This is a genomic window from Erwinia sp. SLM-02 (assembly GCF_037450285.1).
Taxonomy (GTDB): domain Bacteria; phylum Pseudomonadota; class Gammaproteobacteria; order Enterobacterales; family Enterobacteriaceae; genus Erwinia.
In genome coordinates, this window is the sequence record NZ_JAQISN010000001.1 from 1514970 (window position 1) to 1532676 (window position 17707).

18 protein-coding genes are annotated in these 17707 nt (G+C 57.6%); 13 read left to right on the forward strand and 5 right to left on the reverse strand.

Features of this window, described 5'->3' with window-relative positions; all coding sequences use genetic code 11:
• Positions 1-20: 20 nt before the first annotated feature.
• Positions 21-959 carry a MurR/RpiR family transcriptional regulator gene (locus PGH32_RS07030; RefSeq protein WP_337893591.1) on the reverse strand — a complete coding sequence of 313 codons (939 nt, stop codon included), beginning with the start codon at positions 957-959 and terminating at the stop codon, positions 21-23.
• 377 nt (positions 960-1336) lie between these two features.
• Between PGH32_RS07030 and PGH32_RS07035 the strand changes: the two genes are divergently transcribed.
• The 8 genes from PGH32_RS07035 (at position 1337) to PGH32_RS07070 (ending at position 9082) form a co-directional block, all read left to right on the forward strand.
• Positions 1337-2770 carry an NAD-dependent succinate-semialdehyde dehydrogenase gene (locus PGH32_RS07035; protein ID WP_337893592.1) on the forward strand — a complete coding sequence of 478 codons (1434 nt, stop codon included), beginning with the start codon at positions 1337-1339 and terminating at the stop codon, positions 2768-2770.
• 10 nt (positions 2771-2780) lie between these two features.
• Entirely contained in the window at positions 2781-3593 is an 813-nt protein-coding gene (locus PGH32_RS07040) for an HpcH/HpaI aldolase family protein (RefSeq protein ID WP_337893593.1), read from the forward strand.
• Between the two features lies 1 nt (position 3594).
• Positions 3595-4575, forward strand: a complete 981-nt coding sequence (locus PGH32_RS07045) for a hydroxyacid dehydrogenase (RefSeq protein ID WP_337893594.1) — start codon at positions 3595-3597, stop codon at positions 4573-4575.
• Between the two features lie 43 nt (positions 4576-4618).
• Entirely contained in the window at positions 4619-5614 is a 996-nt protein-coding gene (gene iolG, locus PGH32_RS07050) for an inositol 2-dehydrogenase (protein WP_337893595.1), read from the forward strand.
• 21 nt (positions 5615-5635) lie between these two features.
• Positions 5636-6754, forward strand: a complete 1119-nt coding sequence (locus PGH32_RS07055) for a Gfo/Idh/MocA family protein (protein WP_337893596.1) — start codon at positions 5636-5638, stop codon at positions 6752-6754.
• A gap of 1064 nt (positions 6755-7818) precedes the next feature.
• Positions 7819-8244, forward strand: coding sequence for a nucleoside triphosphatase NudI (gene nudI, locus PGH32_RS07060; protein WP_337893597.1), 426 nt, complete (start codon positions 7819-7821; stop codon positions 8242-8244).
• A gap of 54 nt (positions 8245-8298) precedes the next feature.
• Positions 8299-8868 carry a hypothetical protein gene (locus tag PGH32_RS07065; protein WP_314420192.1) on the forward strand — a complete coding sequence of 190 codons (570 nt, stop codon included), beginning with the start codon at positions 8299-8301 and terminating at the stop codon, positions 8866-8868.
• Positions 8852-9082, forward strand: a complete 231-nt coding sequence (locus PGH32_RS07070; RefSeq protein ID WP_314420193.1) for a hypothetical protein — start codon at positions 8852-8854, stop codon at positions 9080-9082. Before PGH32_RS07065 ends, PGH32_RS07070 begins: the two co-directional genes overlap by 17 nt.
• A gap of 69 nt (positions 9083-9151) precedes the next feature.
• Here PGH32_RS07070 and PGH32_RS07075 read toward each other — a convergent pair whose 3' ends face one another.
• Complete coding sequence (locus tag PGH32_RS07075) at positions 9152-9361, reverse strand: hypothetical protein (RefSeq protein WP_314420194.1); 210 nt, start codon at positions 9359-9361, stop codon at positions 9152-9154.
• 269 nt (positions 9362-9630) lie between these two features.
• Between PGH32_RS07075 and PGH32_RS07080 the strand changes: the two genes are divergently transcribed.
• Both PGH32_RS07080 and PGH32_RS07085 read left to right on the forward strand, forming a co-directional pair.
• The gene (locus PGH32_RS07080; RefSeq protein WP_337893598.1) at positions 9631-10824 is read left to right on the forward strand and encodes a CobW family GTP-binding protein; all 1194 of its coding nucleotides are present in this window, start codon (positions 9631-9633) and stop codon (positions 10822-10824) included.
• A 70-nt stretch (positions 10825-10894) separates the two neighbouring features.
• A complete protein-coding gene (locus PGH32_RS07085) occupies positions 10895-11272 on the forward strand; it encodes a TraR/DksA family transcriptional regulator (protein WP_337894274.1) in 378 nt (125 codons plus the stop codon).
• A 103-nt stretch (positions 11273-11375) separates the two neighbouring features.
• Here PGH32_RS07085 and PGH32_RS07090 read toward each other — a convergent pair whose 3' ends face one another.
• Positions 11376-12062: a FadR/GntR family transcriptional regulator gene (locus PGH32_RS07090; RefSeq protein ID WP_337893599.1), complete on the reverse strand. Its 687-nt coding sequence runs from the start codon at positions 12060-12062 to the stop codon at positions 11376-11378.
• A 230-nt stretch (positions 12063-12292) separates the two neighbouring features.
• On the opposite strand from PGH32_RS07090, the gene fhuA reads away from it, so the two are divergent.
• Positions 12293-14443: a ferrichrome porin FhuA gene (gene fhuA / locus PGH32_RS07095; RefSeq protein ID WP_337893600.1), complete on the forward strand. Its 2151-nt coding sequence runs from the start codon at positions 12293-12295 to the stop codon at positions 14441-14443.
• 1 nt (position 14444) lies between these two features.
• Here fhuA and PGH32_RS07100 read toward each other — a convergent pair whose 3' ends face one another.
• Entirely contained in the window at positions 14445-14828 is a 384-nt protein-coding gene (locus tag PGH32_RS07100) for a hypothetical protein (protein WP_337893601.1), read from the reverse strand.
• Between the two features lie 13 nt (positions 14829-14841).
• Between PGH32_RS07100 and PGH32_RS07105 the strand changes: the two genes are divergently transcribed.
• On the forward strand, positions 14842-15597 hold the full coding sequence (locus PGH32_RS07105; protein WP_337893602.1) for a helix-turn-helix domain-containing protein: 756 nt from the start codon (positions 14842-14844) through the stop codon (positions 15595-15597).
• A 276-nt stretch (positions 15598-15873) separates the two neighbouring features.
• A complete protein-coding gene (locus PGH32_RS07110; RefSeq protein WP_105595629.1) occupies positions 15874-16086 on the forward strand; it encodes a glycine zipper 2TM domain-containing protein in 213 nt (70 codons plus the stop codon).
• Positions 16087-16183: 97 nt separating this feature from the next.
• Here the strand turns inward: PGH32_RS07110 and PGH32_RS07115 are convergent, their stop codons facing one another.
• Positions 16184-17683 carry a helix-hairpin-helix domain-containing protein gene (locus PGH32_RS07115; RefSeq protein ID WP_337893603.1) on the reverse strand — a complete coding sequence of 500 codons (1500 nt, stop codon included), beginning with the start codon at positions 17681-17683 and terminating at the stop codon, positions 16184-16186.
• Positions 17684-17707 lie beyond the last annotated feature (24 nt).

The window sequence follows — 17707 nt, forward strand, 5'->3', positions numbered from 1 at the left end:
AGCGATAAACCGGACTTGCGTTATTTACTGAGGCTTTTTTTCCCGTCTTCACGGCTTTGCGAACGCTCGGTCAGCGTGGCAATTCGCGGCTGTTCCTCTTCCGGGTGCAGCTCGGCGGCCAGCGCCAGCGCAATGCACTGGACCAGGCACACCGGTGCCGCCAGCGAACGGGAAAAACTGTATTCCTCTTCCGGGATGGTAAACAGCACCCGCGCATCTTTTGCCAGAGGCGACAGCACGCTGTCGGTAATGGCAATCAGCGGCACGTTTTTCTGCGCGGCAATCTCGGCGATGCTCACCACCTCCTGCGCGTAATGGCGGAAGGAGACGGCAACCAGCACGTCGCGCGGGGTCATATTCATCGCCATGTGCGGCGCAAGGCCGCCGGACATATCCAGCAGAACCACTTTGCGGTTCAGCATCGTCAGCAGATAGCGCAGCAAAATGGCCACCGGCTCGGAGCGCAGCTGCCCGGCGATAAAAATGGTGTCGGCGCGGCCCATCAGTTGAGCGCTCAGGTCAAGATCGGCGGCGGCTACGCTTTCCAGCATGCCCTGCAGGGTGGCGATATCCCGCACCACCAGATCCTGCAGAAAGCCGAGGTTCCCCTGCTGCTGGTTCTTCTGCAGGTCGTTTTCCAGCGCCACGATGCGTTCGTTATAACCCGGGGCGGTGGTCGCCAGCCGGGTCTGAAACACCGCCTGCATCTGCTTAAAACCGCTGTAGCCAAAGTGCTGGGCAAAGCGCACCAGCGTGGAAGGGTGCAGACCACAGCGGGCGGCAATCGCATTGATTGACTCCAGCGCCACGGCGTTAGGGTTTTGCGTAATAAAACGCGCCACCTGCTGAAAACGATCCGACAGCTGCGAATAGCGGGCGGTAATGTCGTTCACCACCTGCTCATAGTTCTTATGCGGCGGTGGGGGATCTTTCTTGTCTGTCTCTTTGCGGCTGGCCATCGGCGTCTGTCCTTGCGTTTAATTCTGACTGCAGGCTATCGCAACTAAAATTGCATTACAATTTTCATTGCAATTCTAATTTCCAAAAGCGTGATCGACTGCAGAATTTCTGCATTCAGTTTTAACTGGAAATCCCGCTCTGATTAAAATTTTCGCCCCGTGTTGAAATGCGTAACTCATTATAATTATTCAATTTAATAACTTTTTCTGTGCGGCGTTGATTCCCGTACTTGCATTCAAAATCATCCTGCAATTTTTATTGCATAATTTCTTTGTTTGCAATTAAGTTAATAACCGGTGGCGCAGAGGGGGCAGTGAACCTCCGCCGAATTCACATACCGCTCCCGCGTTGGGCGGCAGGAAAACAGGATCAGGCTATGTATAACGACTACGGGCAGTTTATTAACGGCGGCTGGCGTCAGGGCAGCAGTGGCGACACCATCGTGGTTACCGATCCGGGCCGCGACGAGCGGCTTGGCGAAATTGCCGCCGCCTCCCGCCAGGACACGCTGGAAGCGATAGCCAGCGCAGAAGCGGCATTACCGGGTTGGCAGGGGCTGGATGCCTGGCAGCGCGCCAGCACGCTGCACCGCGTGGCGGCGGAAATGGAACTGGCCCGCGAGCAGGCGGCACGCACCATCTCTCTGGAAAGCGGCAAGCCGCTGGCGCAGGCCAGCCGCGAGTGGACGCTGGCCATCGACCAGTTTACCTGGTACGCCGAGGAAGCCCGCCGCGTGTATGGTCGCATCGTCGAAAGCCGCGTACCGGGCGGGCGCTGTGAGGTTTCTCATCAGGCGGTGGGCGTGGTGGCGGCCTTTACCGCGTGGAACTTCCCGGTGGTGCTGATTGCCCGCAAGCTGGCCCCGGCGCTGGCGGCGGGCTGCACCGTGGTACTGCGCCCCTCCAGCGAAGTGCCCGGTTCGGCAATGGTCATCATGACCTGCCTGCAAAAAGCCGGGCTGCCCGCGGGCGTGGTCAACATGGTGGTCGGACCCACGGCGAATACCTATCAGCCGCTGATTGAATCGCCTGTGGTGCGCAAAGTGACGCTCACCGGCTCTACGGCGATTGGTCAGCAGATGATCCGCGATTCGGCCGCCACCCTGAAGCGGGTCAGCATGGAGCTGGGCGGCAACGCGCCGATGATCGTCTTTGACGATGCCGATATCGAAAAAGCGCTGGACCTGGCGGTGCCAACCAAGTTCGCCAACTGCGGTCAGGTGTGCGTCACCGCCGACCGTTTCTATGTCCATGAATCGGTCGCCCCGGCCTTTATTGCAGGATTTGCCCGTCGGGCAGCGGCCATCAGGGTCGGCTACGGGCTGGATGAAGGCAGTGAGATGGGGCCGCTGATTAACCTTCGCCGGCTGAAAGCCATCGAAAATATCGTCGACGACGCGCGGCAAAAGGGCGCGCGCGTGGTGACCGGCGGGCAACGCCTTGCCGATAAGCCGGGCTTTTACTTTGCGCCCACCGTGCTGGCCGATGTGCCGGACGATGCGCTGGCGCTGGCCGAAGAGAATTTTGGCCCGATCGCCGCCATTACCACCTTTACTGACGAAGCCGACGTCATCGCCCGGGTGAACCGCAGCGAACTGGCGCTCTCCGCCTATGCCTTTACCCGCGATGCCGCACGTATTCGCCGCGTCTCGCAGCAGCTGCAAGCGGGCATGGTCGGCATCAACAGCTTTGCCCTGGCCTCGGCCGACGTGCCGTTCGGCGGCATCAAGGCCAGCGGTATGGGCAGCGAAGGCGGTTCGGAAGGTATTTTCGAATATATGAATGTCAAACTGACGCAGGTGGTCCTGTAAGGAAGCCGCAATGATCAACAGCAACGTTAAGCGTTTATGGGCAGAAGGGCACAGCGTGCTGAACGGCTGGCTGTCGGTTGCCAGCCCGTTCACCGCTGAGATTATGGCAGCGCAGGGCTACGATGCGCTGACCATCGATATTCAGCACGGCCTGGTGGGGTTCGAAACGGCCACCACCATGCTGCAGGCGATGCGCGCCAGCGGCGTGACGCCGATGGTGCGCGTTCCCTGGCTGTCACCGGGCGACATTATGAAAGCGCTGGATGCCGGGGCGTATGGCATTATCTGCCCGATGATCAACAACGGAGAAGAGGCCCGGCAGCTGGTGTCCTGCGTGCGTTATCCGCCGCTCGGTTCCCGCAGCTTCGGCCCGACGCGCGTCACCTTCGCCGCCGGGCAGGATTACGGCCAGCACGCGGACAGCGGAGTGGTGTGTTTTGCGATGATTGAAACCGCCGAAGCGGTGGAAAAAATCGAAGAGATCGTGCGCACTCCGGGGCTGGACGGAATTTACATCGGCCCGGCGGACCTGACCCTGGCGCTGACCGGCCGCCGCTACCGTACAGGATTCGATCGCGAAGAGCCGGAAATCATCGACGCCATCCGCCATATTCTCGATCGGGCGCACGCCGCCGGGATCCGCGCCGGTCTGCACAACGGCAGCCCGGAGTATGCCGCACGGGCGGTGGAGTGGGGCTTCGACCTGGTCACCGTTTCTAACGATGTGCAGCTGCTGCGCGGTGCCGCCGCCGCCAGCGCCACGCGTTTTCGCCAACTGACCGGCGCTGCGCCGCAGGCTAAAGTCCAGCAGGGAGGATACTGAAATGCCGCACGTACTGATTGCCGGCAGTATTCATCAGGCCGGCCTGACGATTCTGCAAAACGCGCCCGGCTTTACTTTTGAGCTGGTGAAAGAAGTGAGCACCGCCAGCTATGCGCCTTTTATTGAACACGCCGATGCGCTGCTGCTGCGCACCCAGCCGCTGACTGCCACCGAGATCGCCCAGGCTCCCCGGCTGAAGGTGGTATCCCGCCACGGAGTGGGCTACGACGCAGTCGACGTGGCGGCGCTGAACCAGCGCGGCATTCCGCTGACCATCGTCGGTGACGTTAACTCGCTGTCGGTGGCGGAACATACCTTTGCGCTGCTGATGGGCGTGGCGAAACAGCTGCGGGTTTACGATGAAAACCTGCGCAGCGGTAACTGGAACTGCCGTAACAGCTTCTCGGCGATGGAATTATCCGGCCGCACGCTGTTCGTACTGGGCTTTGGCCGCATCGGGCGGGAAGTGGCGAGAATGGCGCGCTGCTTCAACATGTTCGTGGTGGCCTACGACCCTTACGTCGCAGATGAAATCTTCCATGCCCTCGGCGTGGAGCGCATCACCGAGCTGGATGCTGGATTAAAAATCGCCGATGCGCTGACCGTGCATCTGCCGCTCAGCGACAGCAAGCCGCTGATTGGCCGCCGCGAGCTGGCGTTGCTCAGGCCACAGGCGATTGTGATCAACACCGCACGCGGCGGCATTGTTGATGAACAGGCGCTGATCGAGGCGTTGAAAAACGATCGCCTGGGCGGCGCGGGGTTGGATGTCTTCAGCCAGGAGCCGCCGCCGCGCGACTCGGCGCTGCTGCATGCGTCCTGGCGACTGATCCTCAGCCCGCACTCCGCCGGACTGACCGAGGAAGCGGCGATGCGCATGTCGGTTTCCGCCGTGAATAATATTATTCATTATTTCACCGGCGAGCTGGAAGAAAACTTAATTGTGAATTACCAACAAATAAATAACGCGCACGCCGTTTAACGGCAGGCGAATAATAAATACCCGTCCTCTACAGGAACTGATTATGTTGAAAACAGCCGTGCTCGGTGCTGGCCGCATCGGGAAAATCCACGCCGCGAATATCGCCAGTCACCCGCAGGCAACGCTGGTGGCGGTGGCCGATCCTTTTATTAATAGCGCAAACGCGCTGGCGGATTTATATGGCGCCAGAGCCGTATCCGATCCTCTGGAATTAATTAACGACGCGGATATCGATGCGGTGATTATTGCTACGCCCACCGATACCCACGTTGATTTAATGCTGGCCGCCGCGCGGCAGGGAAAAAAAGTCCTGTGTGAAAAGCCGGTCGACCTGGATTTAAGCCGTGCCGCCGACGCCTGCCGTCAGCTTGATGAATTAAACGCGCCGGTGATGGTGGCCTTTAACCGCCGTTTCGATCCCAGCGCGAGCGAGCTGCAGCGGGCCATTGCCGAAGGTGAAATCGGCGAACTGCATCAGGTGGTGATTACCAGCCGCGATCCGGATTTTGCGCCGCTGGACTACCTGCGTCATTCGGGCGGGATTTTCCGCGATATGGTGATCCACGATTTCGATATGGCCCGCTGGCTGCTGGGCGAGGAGCCGGTGGAGGTATACGCCAGCGCCAGCCGCCTGCTAAAGCCGGAACTGGGGGAGTTTGACGACTACGACACGGTAATGGTGCAGCTGATCACGGCATCGGGCAGGCAGTGCCATATCAACTGCAGTCGCCGCGCGGTTTACGGCTACGATCAGCGGCTGGAAGCGTTCGGCTCCGCCGGAATGCTGCTGAATAATAACCAGCGTGCTAACAGCGTGCGCCGCTATACCGCTGCCGCCACGGAGGTGCAGTCACCGCTTGAGGCGTTCTTCCTTGAGCGCTATGAGCAGGCCTACCGGCTGGAGATGGATGCCTTTATTCAGGCTGCGCTGGGCAACCGCGCCATTCCCGTGACCCCCTTTGATGGCCTGATGGCGCTGAAGCTGGCCGAATGTGCCGCGCGCTCTGCCGCCAGCGGCAGGCCTGTGACTGTTGATTAATCCCTGACGGAGAATGAGAAAATGAAAAAAATGGGCATTGGTATTATCGGTACCGGATTTATGGGGTTATCACATGCGCTGGCCTATCGCGCCGCAGCGGGCATTTTTCCCGCTGATGCGGCTCCGGAACTGATTGCGGTGGCCGACGTGGACGGCGCCGCGGCGGAGCGGGCGGCAAAGCGCTTCGGCTTTCGTCGCCATACCGACGACTGGCACTCGCTGATTAACGATCCGGAGATCGACGTGGTGTCGATTACCACGCCGAACCGCTTCCATCTGGAGCAGGCGCTGGCGGCAATTAAAGCCGGTAAGCACGTGCACTGCGAAAAACCCATCGCGCCGACCAGCGAAGAGGCGCGGATTATGACCGATGCCGCCGAAGCGCAGGGGGTGATCACTCAGGTGGGCTTTAACTACCTGAAGAACCCGCTGATTAAGCTGGCGCGGGAGATGATCGACAGCGGCGAACTCGGTGATATCGTCAGCTTTCGCGGCATTCACGCGGAAGATTTTATGGCCTCCCCGCTGACGCCGTGGTCATGGCGGCTGGATCCGGCCGGGGGCGCGGGGGCAGTGGCCGATCTCGGCAGCCATATTGTCGCCATGGCGCGCTTCCTGCTGGGGCCGGTGGTGGCGGTGCAGGCGGATCTGGAAACGGTGATTAAGCAGCGCCCGGTGGCGGCCGGTGCGCACGAGCAGCGCGCGGTTGAGGTGGATGATATCGCCCGCCTGACCGTGGAGTTTGCGCGCGGCTGCAAGGGCAGTATTGAGGCCAGCTGGGTGGCGATGGGCCGCAATATGCAGCTGGGTTTTGAGGTTTACGGCACGCGGGGGGCGCTGCATTTCACCCAGGAACGCTTCAACGAGCTGCACTATTATCGTCACGATGCCGCCGGTGGGCTGCGCGGTTTCCAGAAGATTGAGGCAGGTCCACAGCAGGCACCCTACGGCGCATTCTGCCCGGCACCGGGCCATCAGCTGGGCTTTAACGATTTGAAGACCATTGAGATTGCGGAGTTTCTGCGGGCGGTAGCCGGTGGCGAGTTCAGCGGGCCGGGGTTCCGTGATGCGATGGAGATCCAGCAGGTGATTGATGCGGCGATTCGGTCTTCGCGGGAGCAGCGGTGGGTGGCGGTTTGATTTTGATTTAGGGCTGAAGGTATGGCGATGGCTGAAGGTATGGCTGGACGATCGGCGACGCTGGACGCTGGACGCTGGACGCTGGACGTCTGGCGATCGGCCTGACCGGCTGTGTCCTCGCTCGGGCGGGTCCTCGCGCCGCTTCGCGGTCCCCTCACTTCGTGCGTCAGCCTTCAGGACCAGTACAGACGGGGCGTCCTGCCCCGGCTGTACTTTTTGTCCGCGTCCCTGCGGCCAAATCCTGGCTTCCTTTCTGCGTTCAGCGCTGCGGATTGCCCGTTCGAGGGCACAGCCGCTCGGCCTGATAGTTCAGCGTTGCCTGCGGGAAGGGCTGGGATGATAGTAGCCTGTCAGCCGAATTCGTATGGGGGAGTCCTGGCTTCCTTTCTGCGTTCAGGGCTGTGGATTGCACTCTCGGGGACACTGCCAGCCTGCTCTGTGACTTTTGGATTGCCGGCAAATAAAGGGTTTGAAGCTATTGCCACTCAGGCAGCGAGGTGACTTCCTCTTTATAGCGAACGTGATTTGATTGTTTGCTCTTTAAAGTGACCGCATGCGGAATCACACTTTGTTAGTAGATTTGGCTTTTGTCCAAATCTGAAAGCGATGAAATTATAAATTGGGACAGCCTCTGCTGCTGCGTAAGGGCATCCGCAGAGCCGAGGTGGAGGCATTGAGCCAGGAGACGACAGCAGGGATGCTGGCGTCAGGCCGGGTTTGAACAGGGACGTTCAATCCTGGCCGATCCGTCGGCGCGATGGCGTAACCGAGGGCACCGCAACGCGGCGCGAGGACCGCCCTGAAGCAGCAGCAGAGGCTGAACCTCAAATACCTATTTCACAGCAACTTCTCATTACCAAACTCAAGAACGATAGCATTATCAAAGGCGGCAGTAACAGCTGAACCCCAGACACTAATTCCCCAGCGCAATCCGCCCAGTGATTCAGCCAGGGTTGTTTCATACCTGTTTCTTCCCATTTGTCGAGGCGCCTTCCATTTTTAGGCTGGCACTCTAGGTGATGAAGATTTAACCTTGTATTTTATGGTGTTAATCAGGAGGAGTCATGCGCCAGAGGACGATCGTTTGCCCCATCATTCAAAATAAAGGTGAGTATCTGTTATGCAAAATGGCTGCGGATCGCGGGGTTTTTCCCGGCCAGTGGGCGCTTTCCGGTGGTGGGATGGAGCCGGGCGAAACCATGGAGGCCGCGCTGAGAAGGGAGATTCAGGAAGAACTGGGGAACGAGCTGGAAATTACGGAAGTCAGACCCTGGGCTTTCCGTGATGACATTCGGACCAAAACCTACGCCGACGGTTCAACCGAAGAGATTTACATGATTTACCTTATCTTCGACTGCATCAGTGCGAACCGGACTATTTCGTTTAATGAAGAGTTTCAGGAAGTACGCTGGGTAGCCGCTGAGAAGATAGGGGAGCTGGATCTGAACGAGGCAACGCGCGTCACCTTCAGCCAGAAAGGACTGATTTAGATCGCGAGTCGGGGAACGGTACGCGCAGCATGGATAATGCATGAGGGAAGTTAATTGCATATCAAGGAAGAGGTCTTTCTCGACGATTATGGTATCAGGCGAAAGAAGTTCGTCTACGATCGTCGGGTTCATTACAGTTACGTTTTTGCTGCCGGTAGCGAAGTTTACACGGTCATTATTGGCAGGCTTGCTGACGAACTTACGTTTACCCGGATCGGGTACGAAATGCCTGCTGACATTCAATTTCCGGTTAAGGGAATGGCTGAGGTCTATTTTGACGTTTTCGACGGAATGGAGGGATTAGCCGATTTTCGCCATGTCAGATTTACCGGGTTAGGCAGTGCTGTCGTTTTGCAGAGGGTTTCACTGGCTTTGGTCGCGCACTATGAACAATTTAACATTGGAGGTTTTGTTTTTCAGGCGGCATCAGGTGGCGTGGTAGATAAAGGGCGGCGCATTTCGCTGGAAGAGTTATACGACTATCTGCTTGGGTTAAAAAGTGTACCGCGCTATAATTTGCGCACGGGGCTGCTGAAAAAAACGCCGCGGCCATTAATACCGAAAGGGTTACATGCATACAAAACGGTGACACGGAGGAGAGCCTGTTATGTCATATTACATTAAGCCAAAAAGGGATGCGCAACATGCCCCGATCGACGGTCAGAAGACCGTGTTTCAGGCTTTAATTTGCGCTGAACTTGAAATGTGCTCTGGCAATGCGCAGGAACGTATTGCTGAGTATAAAGCCAGCCTGACTATGGGCGCGAAACAATCATCTGCGAGTTTATTGCGACAAAAGCTAAAAGGTTGTCTTGTGCGGGAACGGCAAGAAATGTAGCCGTTTTTAGCGGGTACAAAGGCCCATCAGCGGGCCTTTGTTGTTTTCAAATTCGTCTAATCGAACGTTTTATCCCGGCATACGCTCCAGGAAGAAGTCATGACCTTTTTTTACCATCCGCATGCCTTCACGACCGGAAGCGCTGGCAATGCGGAAAAACTCATCGCTGCTGATATCCCAGGCCAGACGAACGCGCTCGCCGCCGGACTTAATGAAATTTTTAGCTTCATCCACGTTTAATGCATTAGTTTCACTGATGAGGGAGGGATTACGACTCATATATCTTCCTTAGTGACGTACGCAATGCCGTTCAGCAGGGCATGAACGACATCTGATTTAGCTTCAGGGTAACGTTTGCGTGGCGAAAACTGTCAAATCCCTGAAACATTTCCTTCATCTTACTCAGAAAAGTTATTGCCTCAACTGACGATAACCTGCTGAAACTAAGATTATTCTTAACTCACCGTGACGAAGCGTTCTGTTGATAAAGATGGCCTGATTATTTGTTATGTTATAACATAATAAAAACCATCATCGCGGACCGATTTATGCAGCGCATCCCCCTGACCATTCTGAACGGTTTTCTGGGCGCCGGAAAAACCACCTTACTGAAAAGCTTACTGATGCAGGCACAGAATCTGCGGCTGAACGTCAGCGTCATTGTCAACGATATGAGCGAACTGGACGTTGACGGCGTGCTGATTGCCAATACCGAACTGGTGGGGCAGCAGCGGCAAAACTTTATCTCCATTGCTGCCGACAGCATCAGCAGCCCGACCGGAGTGAACAAGCTTGCGCAGGCGCTTGAACGGCTGGCGGTTAATCATCCCGATATGATCCTGCTGGAAACCTCCGGCAGCAGTCATCCGCTGCCGCTGATTAAGCTGCTGCGCGATCATCCTCAGGTACAGCTACGGGGCTTTCTGTCGCTGATTGATGCGGTGATGCTGCAAAGCGACTACGAAAGTGGGAAACAGCTGATCCCACGCTGGCAGCGCAATCTGCAACAGCAACGTGGCGGGGTCGAAAACCTGCTGGCAGGGCAGATCCTGTTTTGCAGCCATCTGATGCTGACTAAAGTCGATCGCCTGAACGCCGATAGCGTACTGGATATCGCGCACGCCGTGCATCCCATCAATCCGGCGGTGGCGGTAATGGCGCTGCCGTGGGGAAATTTACCGATAAGTGAACTGCTGGCTTACCCCGAATACGATTTTCATCGCGTGGCGAAGCTGGTTGAGGAGCTGGAGGCTGAGGTAGAGCAGTTCAGCGATACCCGCGCACCTTACGATATCGAATCCCGGGTGATTACGGATGACCGACCGTTTCACCCACAGCGGCTGTGGGACACCTATCAACAGTATCTGGGTGCCGGTATCCACCGCAGCAAGGGGTTTTTCTGGCTGCCGGGACGGGACGACCTGGCGCTGCTGTGGAATCAGGCAGCGGGCAGCATCAGCCTGGAATTTATCAGCTACTGGAAAGCGGGCGTGCTGCGGCACGAGAACAGCCTGCTGAATAGCGAAGAACGGCGCATCCTGCAGCAGCAGCTGGACGCCATGCCGGGGCGTTTTGGCGATCGCCGCTGTAGCCTGACGGTCATCGGACTGGCCGAACAGCTCGATCCCTTTGTCTCGGCACTGCGGCGCTGCTTCCTCAGCGAGGAAGAGATCGACTGGTGGCGGCAGGGCGGGACTTTTGCCGATCCCTGGCCAACAAGCGTGGCCAGACTGAAGTCGTAAACTGACCTGATGATTAATCCTGGAGGCCCGTGTGGCACAGAGCAGTAAAGAAGAGCAGAAGCTGCTGGCGATGTCGCCCGCAGATTACATGAATTCCCAGCAGCTGGCGTTTTTTCAGCAGCGTTTACAGCAGGATAAACAGGTACTGCTGGCGCATATTGACCAGCTGAAAGCCGGTCTGCAGTGGGGGGACAACCAGGGCGATGAGGCCGATAAAGCGCTGCGCGAAGAGGAGCTGCGGCTGCTGCTGCGTCAGATCGATCGTGAAAGCCGTCTGTTGCCGAAAATCGACGCCGCCCTGATCCGCATCAGAAAGGGTGAGTACGGCTACTGCCAGGAGTCCGGCGATCCTATCGGCCTGCCGCGCTTACTGCTGCGGCCAACCGCAGACCTGAGTATCGACGTCAAAATGACTCATGAAATGAAAGAAGCAGCGTGGCGGAAATAGTCTTGCCCGACTCATTCATTTTTCTACGCTATTCGTCTCATCGCCATGTGCGGAGAGGCGGATGAGTGACGGTCGCAGGCTGATTGCTTCCGCTGCACAGGGATCACTTCAGCTGAGCCAGATAATTGATCGTTGGGGTCAGCATTTGCCTGACTGCCAGCTGCGCCAGCTGTGGGTCACGGGCGGCAATCGCATCGTAAACCGCAGTATGCGCCTGTAAATTCGGCTCGGGGAACAGATTCAGTGCCAGAAACTGCTCAATGTGATGCCGTACCGAAACGCTGAAGTAGTGATACAGGGCACGCATCGCTTCGTTATGTGAGGCATCGACCAGCGCCTGATGGAAGCAACTGTCGAGCGTAACGAATTCGGCCATATCTCTGCCCGGTGAATATTCGCCGCGCTGCTTCAGCGCACGCTTCATCGCGATTAAATCTTCGCGCGTTCTCCGCTCGGCGGCATACTTAGCCGCTTCTGATTCGATCATGCACTGCAATTCAAAGTGATCGCGCAGGCTGCTTCTGTCGACCTGGCGCATAATTTCCGCCGGGTCGAGCGCGCTGCGCACCCAGGTTCCGTCGCCCTGGCGGACTTCGAGCATGCCGGAGTGGGAGAGGACACGTACCGCTTCGCGGATCGTATTGCGGCCGACGTTGTACAGCTGTGCCAGCTCGCCTTCGGTAGGAATACGTTCGCCAACCGGCCAGCTGCCGTCGCCAATTGCGGCGCGTAGGGCATCAATAACCGTATTGACCAGCGGCTGGCGCACGATTGCCTGGGGTGATTTCATCGTTTCAGAACCTGATTGTTCATCAAAACATTATCCTATCATCCGATCAATTCCAGCACCATCCCAGCCCAATCGTGACTAAAAATCATTCTCATTGCCAGTTAAAACATAGGATGATAGGATTTTAAACATCCTATGTTTGCAGGATCGATGACGATCGTTTTTGCGGTGTCGTCATAAAACATCTCCTTTATCCGTTATCTAACCTCTGTTCTGAAGAGCTGAAAACCATGAATGATTGCAGGATTGATCCCGTTCGCCGGCCGGTTGCGGTACTGATTGCCGCTGCGCTGGGCAGCACACTATGTTCCCCTGTCGCCAACGCCAACGGTGAGGAGACGCTAACGGTCAGCGCCAGCACGCAGGAAAGCGCCTGGGGACCCGTCGGGAGCCTGGTGGCTAAACGCAGTGCCAGCGCCACCAAAACCGATACGCCGCTGGTGAAAACGCCGCAGTCTGTATCGGTGGTTACCCGCGACGAACTGGATTTACTCGACCCGCCCACGATTAAGGATGCTCTGCGCTTTGCCCCCGGAGTGATGGTGGAAAGTCGTGGCTCGGTGTCCGGATTTAACTCGGTGAATATTCGTGGCTTCTCGCAGATTTCAGACAATATCTGGCTGGATGGCCTCAAGCTGGCTGGCGACGGTTACACCAGTTTTCAGGTTGATCCTTATCTGCTGGAGCGCGTAGAGCTGCTGCGCGGCCCGGCCTCGGTGCTTTATGGTGCCAGCGATCCGGGCGGGGTGATTGCGCTGGTCAGCAAGCGCCCGACGGCGGAAACGCTGCGTGAATTGCAGTTCAAGATGGGCAATCATAATCTTTATCAGACCGGGTTTGATTTCGGCGGCGCGGGGGATGACAACGGCGAATTTCTCTGGCGTCTGACCGGAGTGGCCAGCGATCGTGATGAGCAGCAGGAGGGGGAGAAAGCTAAACGGTATTCTCTGGCTCCGGCTCTGACCTGGCAGCCGAACGATAACACCCGCATCACGTTGCTCAGCCAGTTCAGCGATGAACCGGATATCGGCTGGTTCGGTTATCTGCCTGCCGAAGGTACCGTCACCGCTGGGGCGGCGGGCAAACTGGCGACGAATTTTAACGATGGCGAACCGGGATACAACAAGATCTCCCGTCGGCAAATGATGCTGGGTTATGACGCTGAACATCAGTTCGGCAACGGCTGGAGCCTGCGGCAGAACCTGCGCTATGCCACGGCAGAAATGGATTATCACACGATTTACGGCAGCACGATTTCCGCCAGCGATGCCACACAGTTAACGCGGGGCGCGCTGGAGATGAAAGAACAGCTCAGTACCTTTTCCGTCGACACGCAGCTACAAAACCGCTACAGCACCGGCGAGATCGATCACACCAGCCTGATCGGAGTGGACTACCGCCGCCTGCGCAATGATATCTGGCACGCTTTCGGCAGCGCGTCAAACCTCAGCCTGACCCGCCCGGTTTACGGCAACACCGACGTCTCTTACTACAGCTTAAGCAGCCAGGTGGATCACCAGCAGCAAACCGGCGTCTATTTGCAGGATCAGGCGCAGTGGCAGCGCTGGATGCTGACGCTGGGCGGCCGCTATGACTGGGCGAAAAGTGATTCCGTGAATCGCTATGCCAGCAACGCGCTGACCGAACAGAACGACAGCGAGTTTTCCTGGCGCGGCGGGTTGAACTACCTGTTTGATAACGGTATTGCCCCGTATATCAGCTACAGCGAGTCGTTTTTACCGACCAGCGGCACCGATTATTACGGCCATACGTTCCAGGCTTCCCGCGCTAAACAGTATGAGGCGGGCGTGAAGTATGCCCCTGCCGAGGGACTGATTTCCGCCAGCGCGGCGGTGTATCAGCTGACTAAGGATAAAAACCTCAGCACCGATCTGGACCATGTTTACTACTCAACGCAGAACGGGGAGGTTCGCTCACGCGGCATTGAGCTGGAAGCGAAAGCAGCATTGACCCGTAGCGTCGATGTGATCGCCAGCTACAGCTATACCCAGGCGAAGTTCACCCACGACAGCCTGTACCAGGGCAATCAGCCGTATGAGATCCCGAAAAATATGGCTTCGCTGTGGGGAGATTATACCTTCCACAGCTCGGCGCTCAGCGGCCTGACGCTGGGCATGGGCGCGCGCTACATTGGTTCCACGTGGGGGGATAACGCCAACGCGTTCAAGGTCGGGGCGGTGACGGTGTGGAACACCGCGCTACGCTACGACCTGGCACGGTTCAATCTGCCGGGGTCATCGCTGGGACTTAACGTCAATAACCTCTTTGATAAACAGTACGTTGCCGGATGTTATGCCACCACCGCCTGCTACTACGGCGCTGAACGGCAGATAACCGGCACCGCAACGTTCCGTTTCTGAGTCAGTAAGGGAGCAGGCGATCGGCCGTCGCCTGTGCATCTGCTTCGCTGGCGACAATCAGCATCGGATATCCCCAAAACTTACCGTATCCCACGGCAAAATCCTGCGCCGCTTCGCGCCTGGCGGCGTCCGGTTCGATAAAGATCGCCGCCAGCACCCGCTGGCGCAGCAGGCTGCGGTGCGTTTTACGCCACTGCGCGACGTACTGCATCTCGTCCCTGCTTTGTGGATAAGCGGAAAAATCCAGTCCTTCCGCGTTGAGTAAAACGAAGGATTCACCGCGCTCAAGCAGCTGACGGTAAAAATCGAATCCTTCTTCCGTCGACTGACTGTTATCGATCAGATGCAGCCAGACGCGGGGAAAGTGAGAAGCGTTAATCATCATATGGGCAATCCTTATGGCATCAATTAAGTGCATTAGCGTAAAGCAACGGCTGCTGGCCGACACTGGTCGGCCCGGCCATTCGGTTGTCCGTTTCGGCCAGCTGATTTACAGTCTGAACGGTGAGCTGCGCTGCGACACGGCGCAGGGGAACTGGTGGCTGCCGCCGCGTGGTGCAATCTGGATCCCGCGTGGCGAGCTGCACGCGGCCAGCGGCAGCGGTGAAATAACCTGCTTTCATCTGTACGAGGACGAGCGGATGCCGCCGTTTTGCGCCACGCTTCGGCCGACGGCGCTGCTGGCTGAGCTGCTGCACCGCGCCGCACATTTTTCGCATGATGCGCAGTTAACGCAGCGACAGACGCGCCTGCTGGCCACCCTGCAGGATGAACTGGCGGTGGCCACCACCGAGGCCTGTTCGCTGCCGCTCCCCTCAGATGGCCGCCTTAATAAACTGGTCACCCAGCTGATGGCCGCCCCGGCCGACAAAACCCCTGCGGCAGAGTGGGCGAGGCGCATCGGGATGAGCGAGCGCAATATGTCCCGCCAGCTGCTGCGGGAAACCGGCATGAGCCTGGGTCGCTGGCGACGGCAGCTGCATATCATGCTGGCTTTGCAGCAGCTGCGGCAGGGCGATGCCGTGCAGAATGTGGCGCTGACGCTGGGATACGAAAGCCCCAGCGGATTTATCACCATGTTTCGTAAAATCACCGGGAAATCGCCGGGACGGTATTTAGCGGAAGAACGGTCATCAGAATTCTGTTCCGATTAATCAGGGTGCTTTATAGCCGTGAAGGAGGGCCAACGAGGCTGTTCATCAGGTTAGTCGAATAGCAAATTTCTCCGCTCAGCCAGGTATTCTCCTAAACTGAGAATTGCGGCGTTCAGGCCGCTGAGAAATAGGAATTTTTACCTGTTTCACCGTGAGGACAAGCAGTAGATTTCAGCCATCGGCAGCGCGGGTCAACACCGGGGATGCTGCCGGACAAAAAACAATCATAAACAACATTTCTACCTGCCATTGTTGCTGATGGTAATGAGGTTAATCATGCTTTTAAAACGCAGCTTTTCTGTCGCCGTTGTGGTACTGCTGACGCTCTCTATTACTGCCTGTGGACATATGTCCAACCGTGGCAGAAATACGGCGATTGGTGCAGGTATTGGTGCGATTGGCGGTGCGGTTCTGACCGGAGGAAGTTCTCTGGGCACCGTCGGCGGCGCGGCAGTCGGGGGCATTATTGGCCACCAGATTAGCCGCTGATTGATTGGGTGAAATGCGATGCGCTGCGGGTGCCCACCCGCAGTCATCACGCGGCCGGATCCGCAGGCAAACCCGCGGATCCGGCCGCTGAACGGTGTTAATTCGTCACCAGCTGTACAACTACCAGCCTGCCACCTTCCTCCGTCGACAGCACAAACTGCGTGCCGTCCTCCAGCGCCAGCTTATCGCCGATGGCGATCGCCTTTTTATCCGGCAGCGACATCAGCCCCGTAATGCCTTCATTCACCAGCCACCAGCGATCGTTATGGAACACAAAATAGCCCACGCGCTTTTTCTGCGCGTCGGTGGTGCGTTCGTTGGGGGCGATCAGCCGGTTAACGTGCCAGGCGTAGAGCGACTGGCCGCTCCACACCATCAGCCGGTGGTCATCCGGGCGATAGCTGCCCGCCTTGCGCGAGGAATACAGATTGAGGATCGGCAGTTTGCCTTTGTACGGCGTGCCGCAGTAGGGGCACACCGGTTTGGTTTTACCGGAGAAAACGTACCACTCCTGCTCACAGCCTTTGTTCTGGCAGGGCTGGATCAGGTCCACCGTTTTCACCAGCGCCGTTTCCCACTCGTCGGCGGTGGGTCGCTTAGCCGGGTCGTGCAGTCCGTCGATAAACGCCTTATCGAACAGCGGTGTCAGATACGGCCCCATGATGGTGTAGGGGATCTTTTGCGGATCGGCCCAGGGCAGGGAAGCCGGGCTGACCTGGCTGACTTTCACCGCGTTGCTCCGATCGGCCGGATGCTCGATAAACAGCGCGCGTTCCCCCATCGCCAGCGACTCATCGCGCATTTCATCATCCATATCGTGGATTTTTCCGCCGCGCAGCGGATGGCGATAAAACAGATACATATAGATCAGCACCGCCAGCGCGTGCCTGTCGGTGCTGATGCTGGGGAGAATACGCAGCGGATCCTCTTTCGGCAGATGGCTGGTGCGCACCACCTCCGGGGCGATAAAGTCCGGCGTGCCCACCACGTCCGGCGGGTATTTGCCCGGCACCACCAGGCCATCGATATCAATCACGCAGGCGTGGCCCTGTTCCGGATCGATCAGCACGTTTTTATAGCTCAGGTCGCTGTGGCACAGGCCCGCAGCGTGCATCCGGCGCACCGCGCGCGTCAGCAGCAGGCACACCTTGAGGTAGCTCAGGGTGTTGCCGCGCTCGCGGGGATCGAGGAATTTATTCTGGTTGCTGGCGCTGGCAAACCATTTTCCCTCTTTCTCCCGACCCTTGATGTTGAGGAAATCGTTATTTTTCGAGCCGTACTTAAAGAAGAAGTGCGGCTGATAGCAGGGGACCACAATCCCGGTTTTCCCATCGTGCTCAACCACGCTGGTCGGCCAGCAGAACACGCTGCGCCAGTAGTCGCCGCCGGACTGCTCAAAGATATTTTTCCGGTAGCGCCCGGTGATCATATCGATGCGCTCTTTGGCCTGGGCGTTCTGCGGCTGCTTGTAAAACGCCACCACGTAAGACTTATCCGGCGAGAAATAGACATCTTTCATCGAGCCGGAACCGATGATCTCGTCAACGTACTGGATGGTTTCCCCATCCGTGGTGGTGCAGGTAATAATATTTGCCATAGTCATTTACCCGAAATCAGGTTC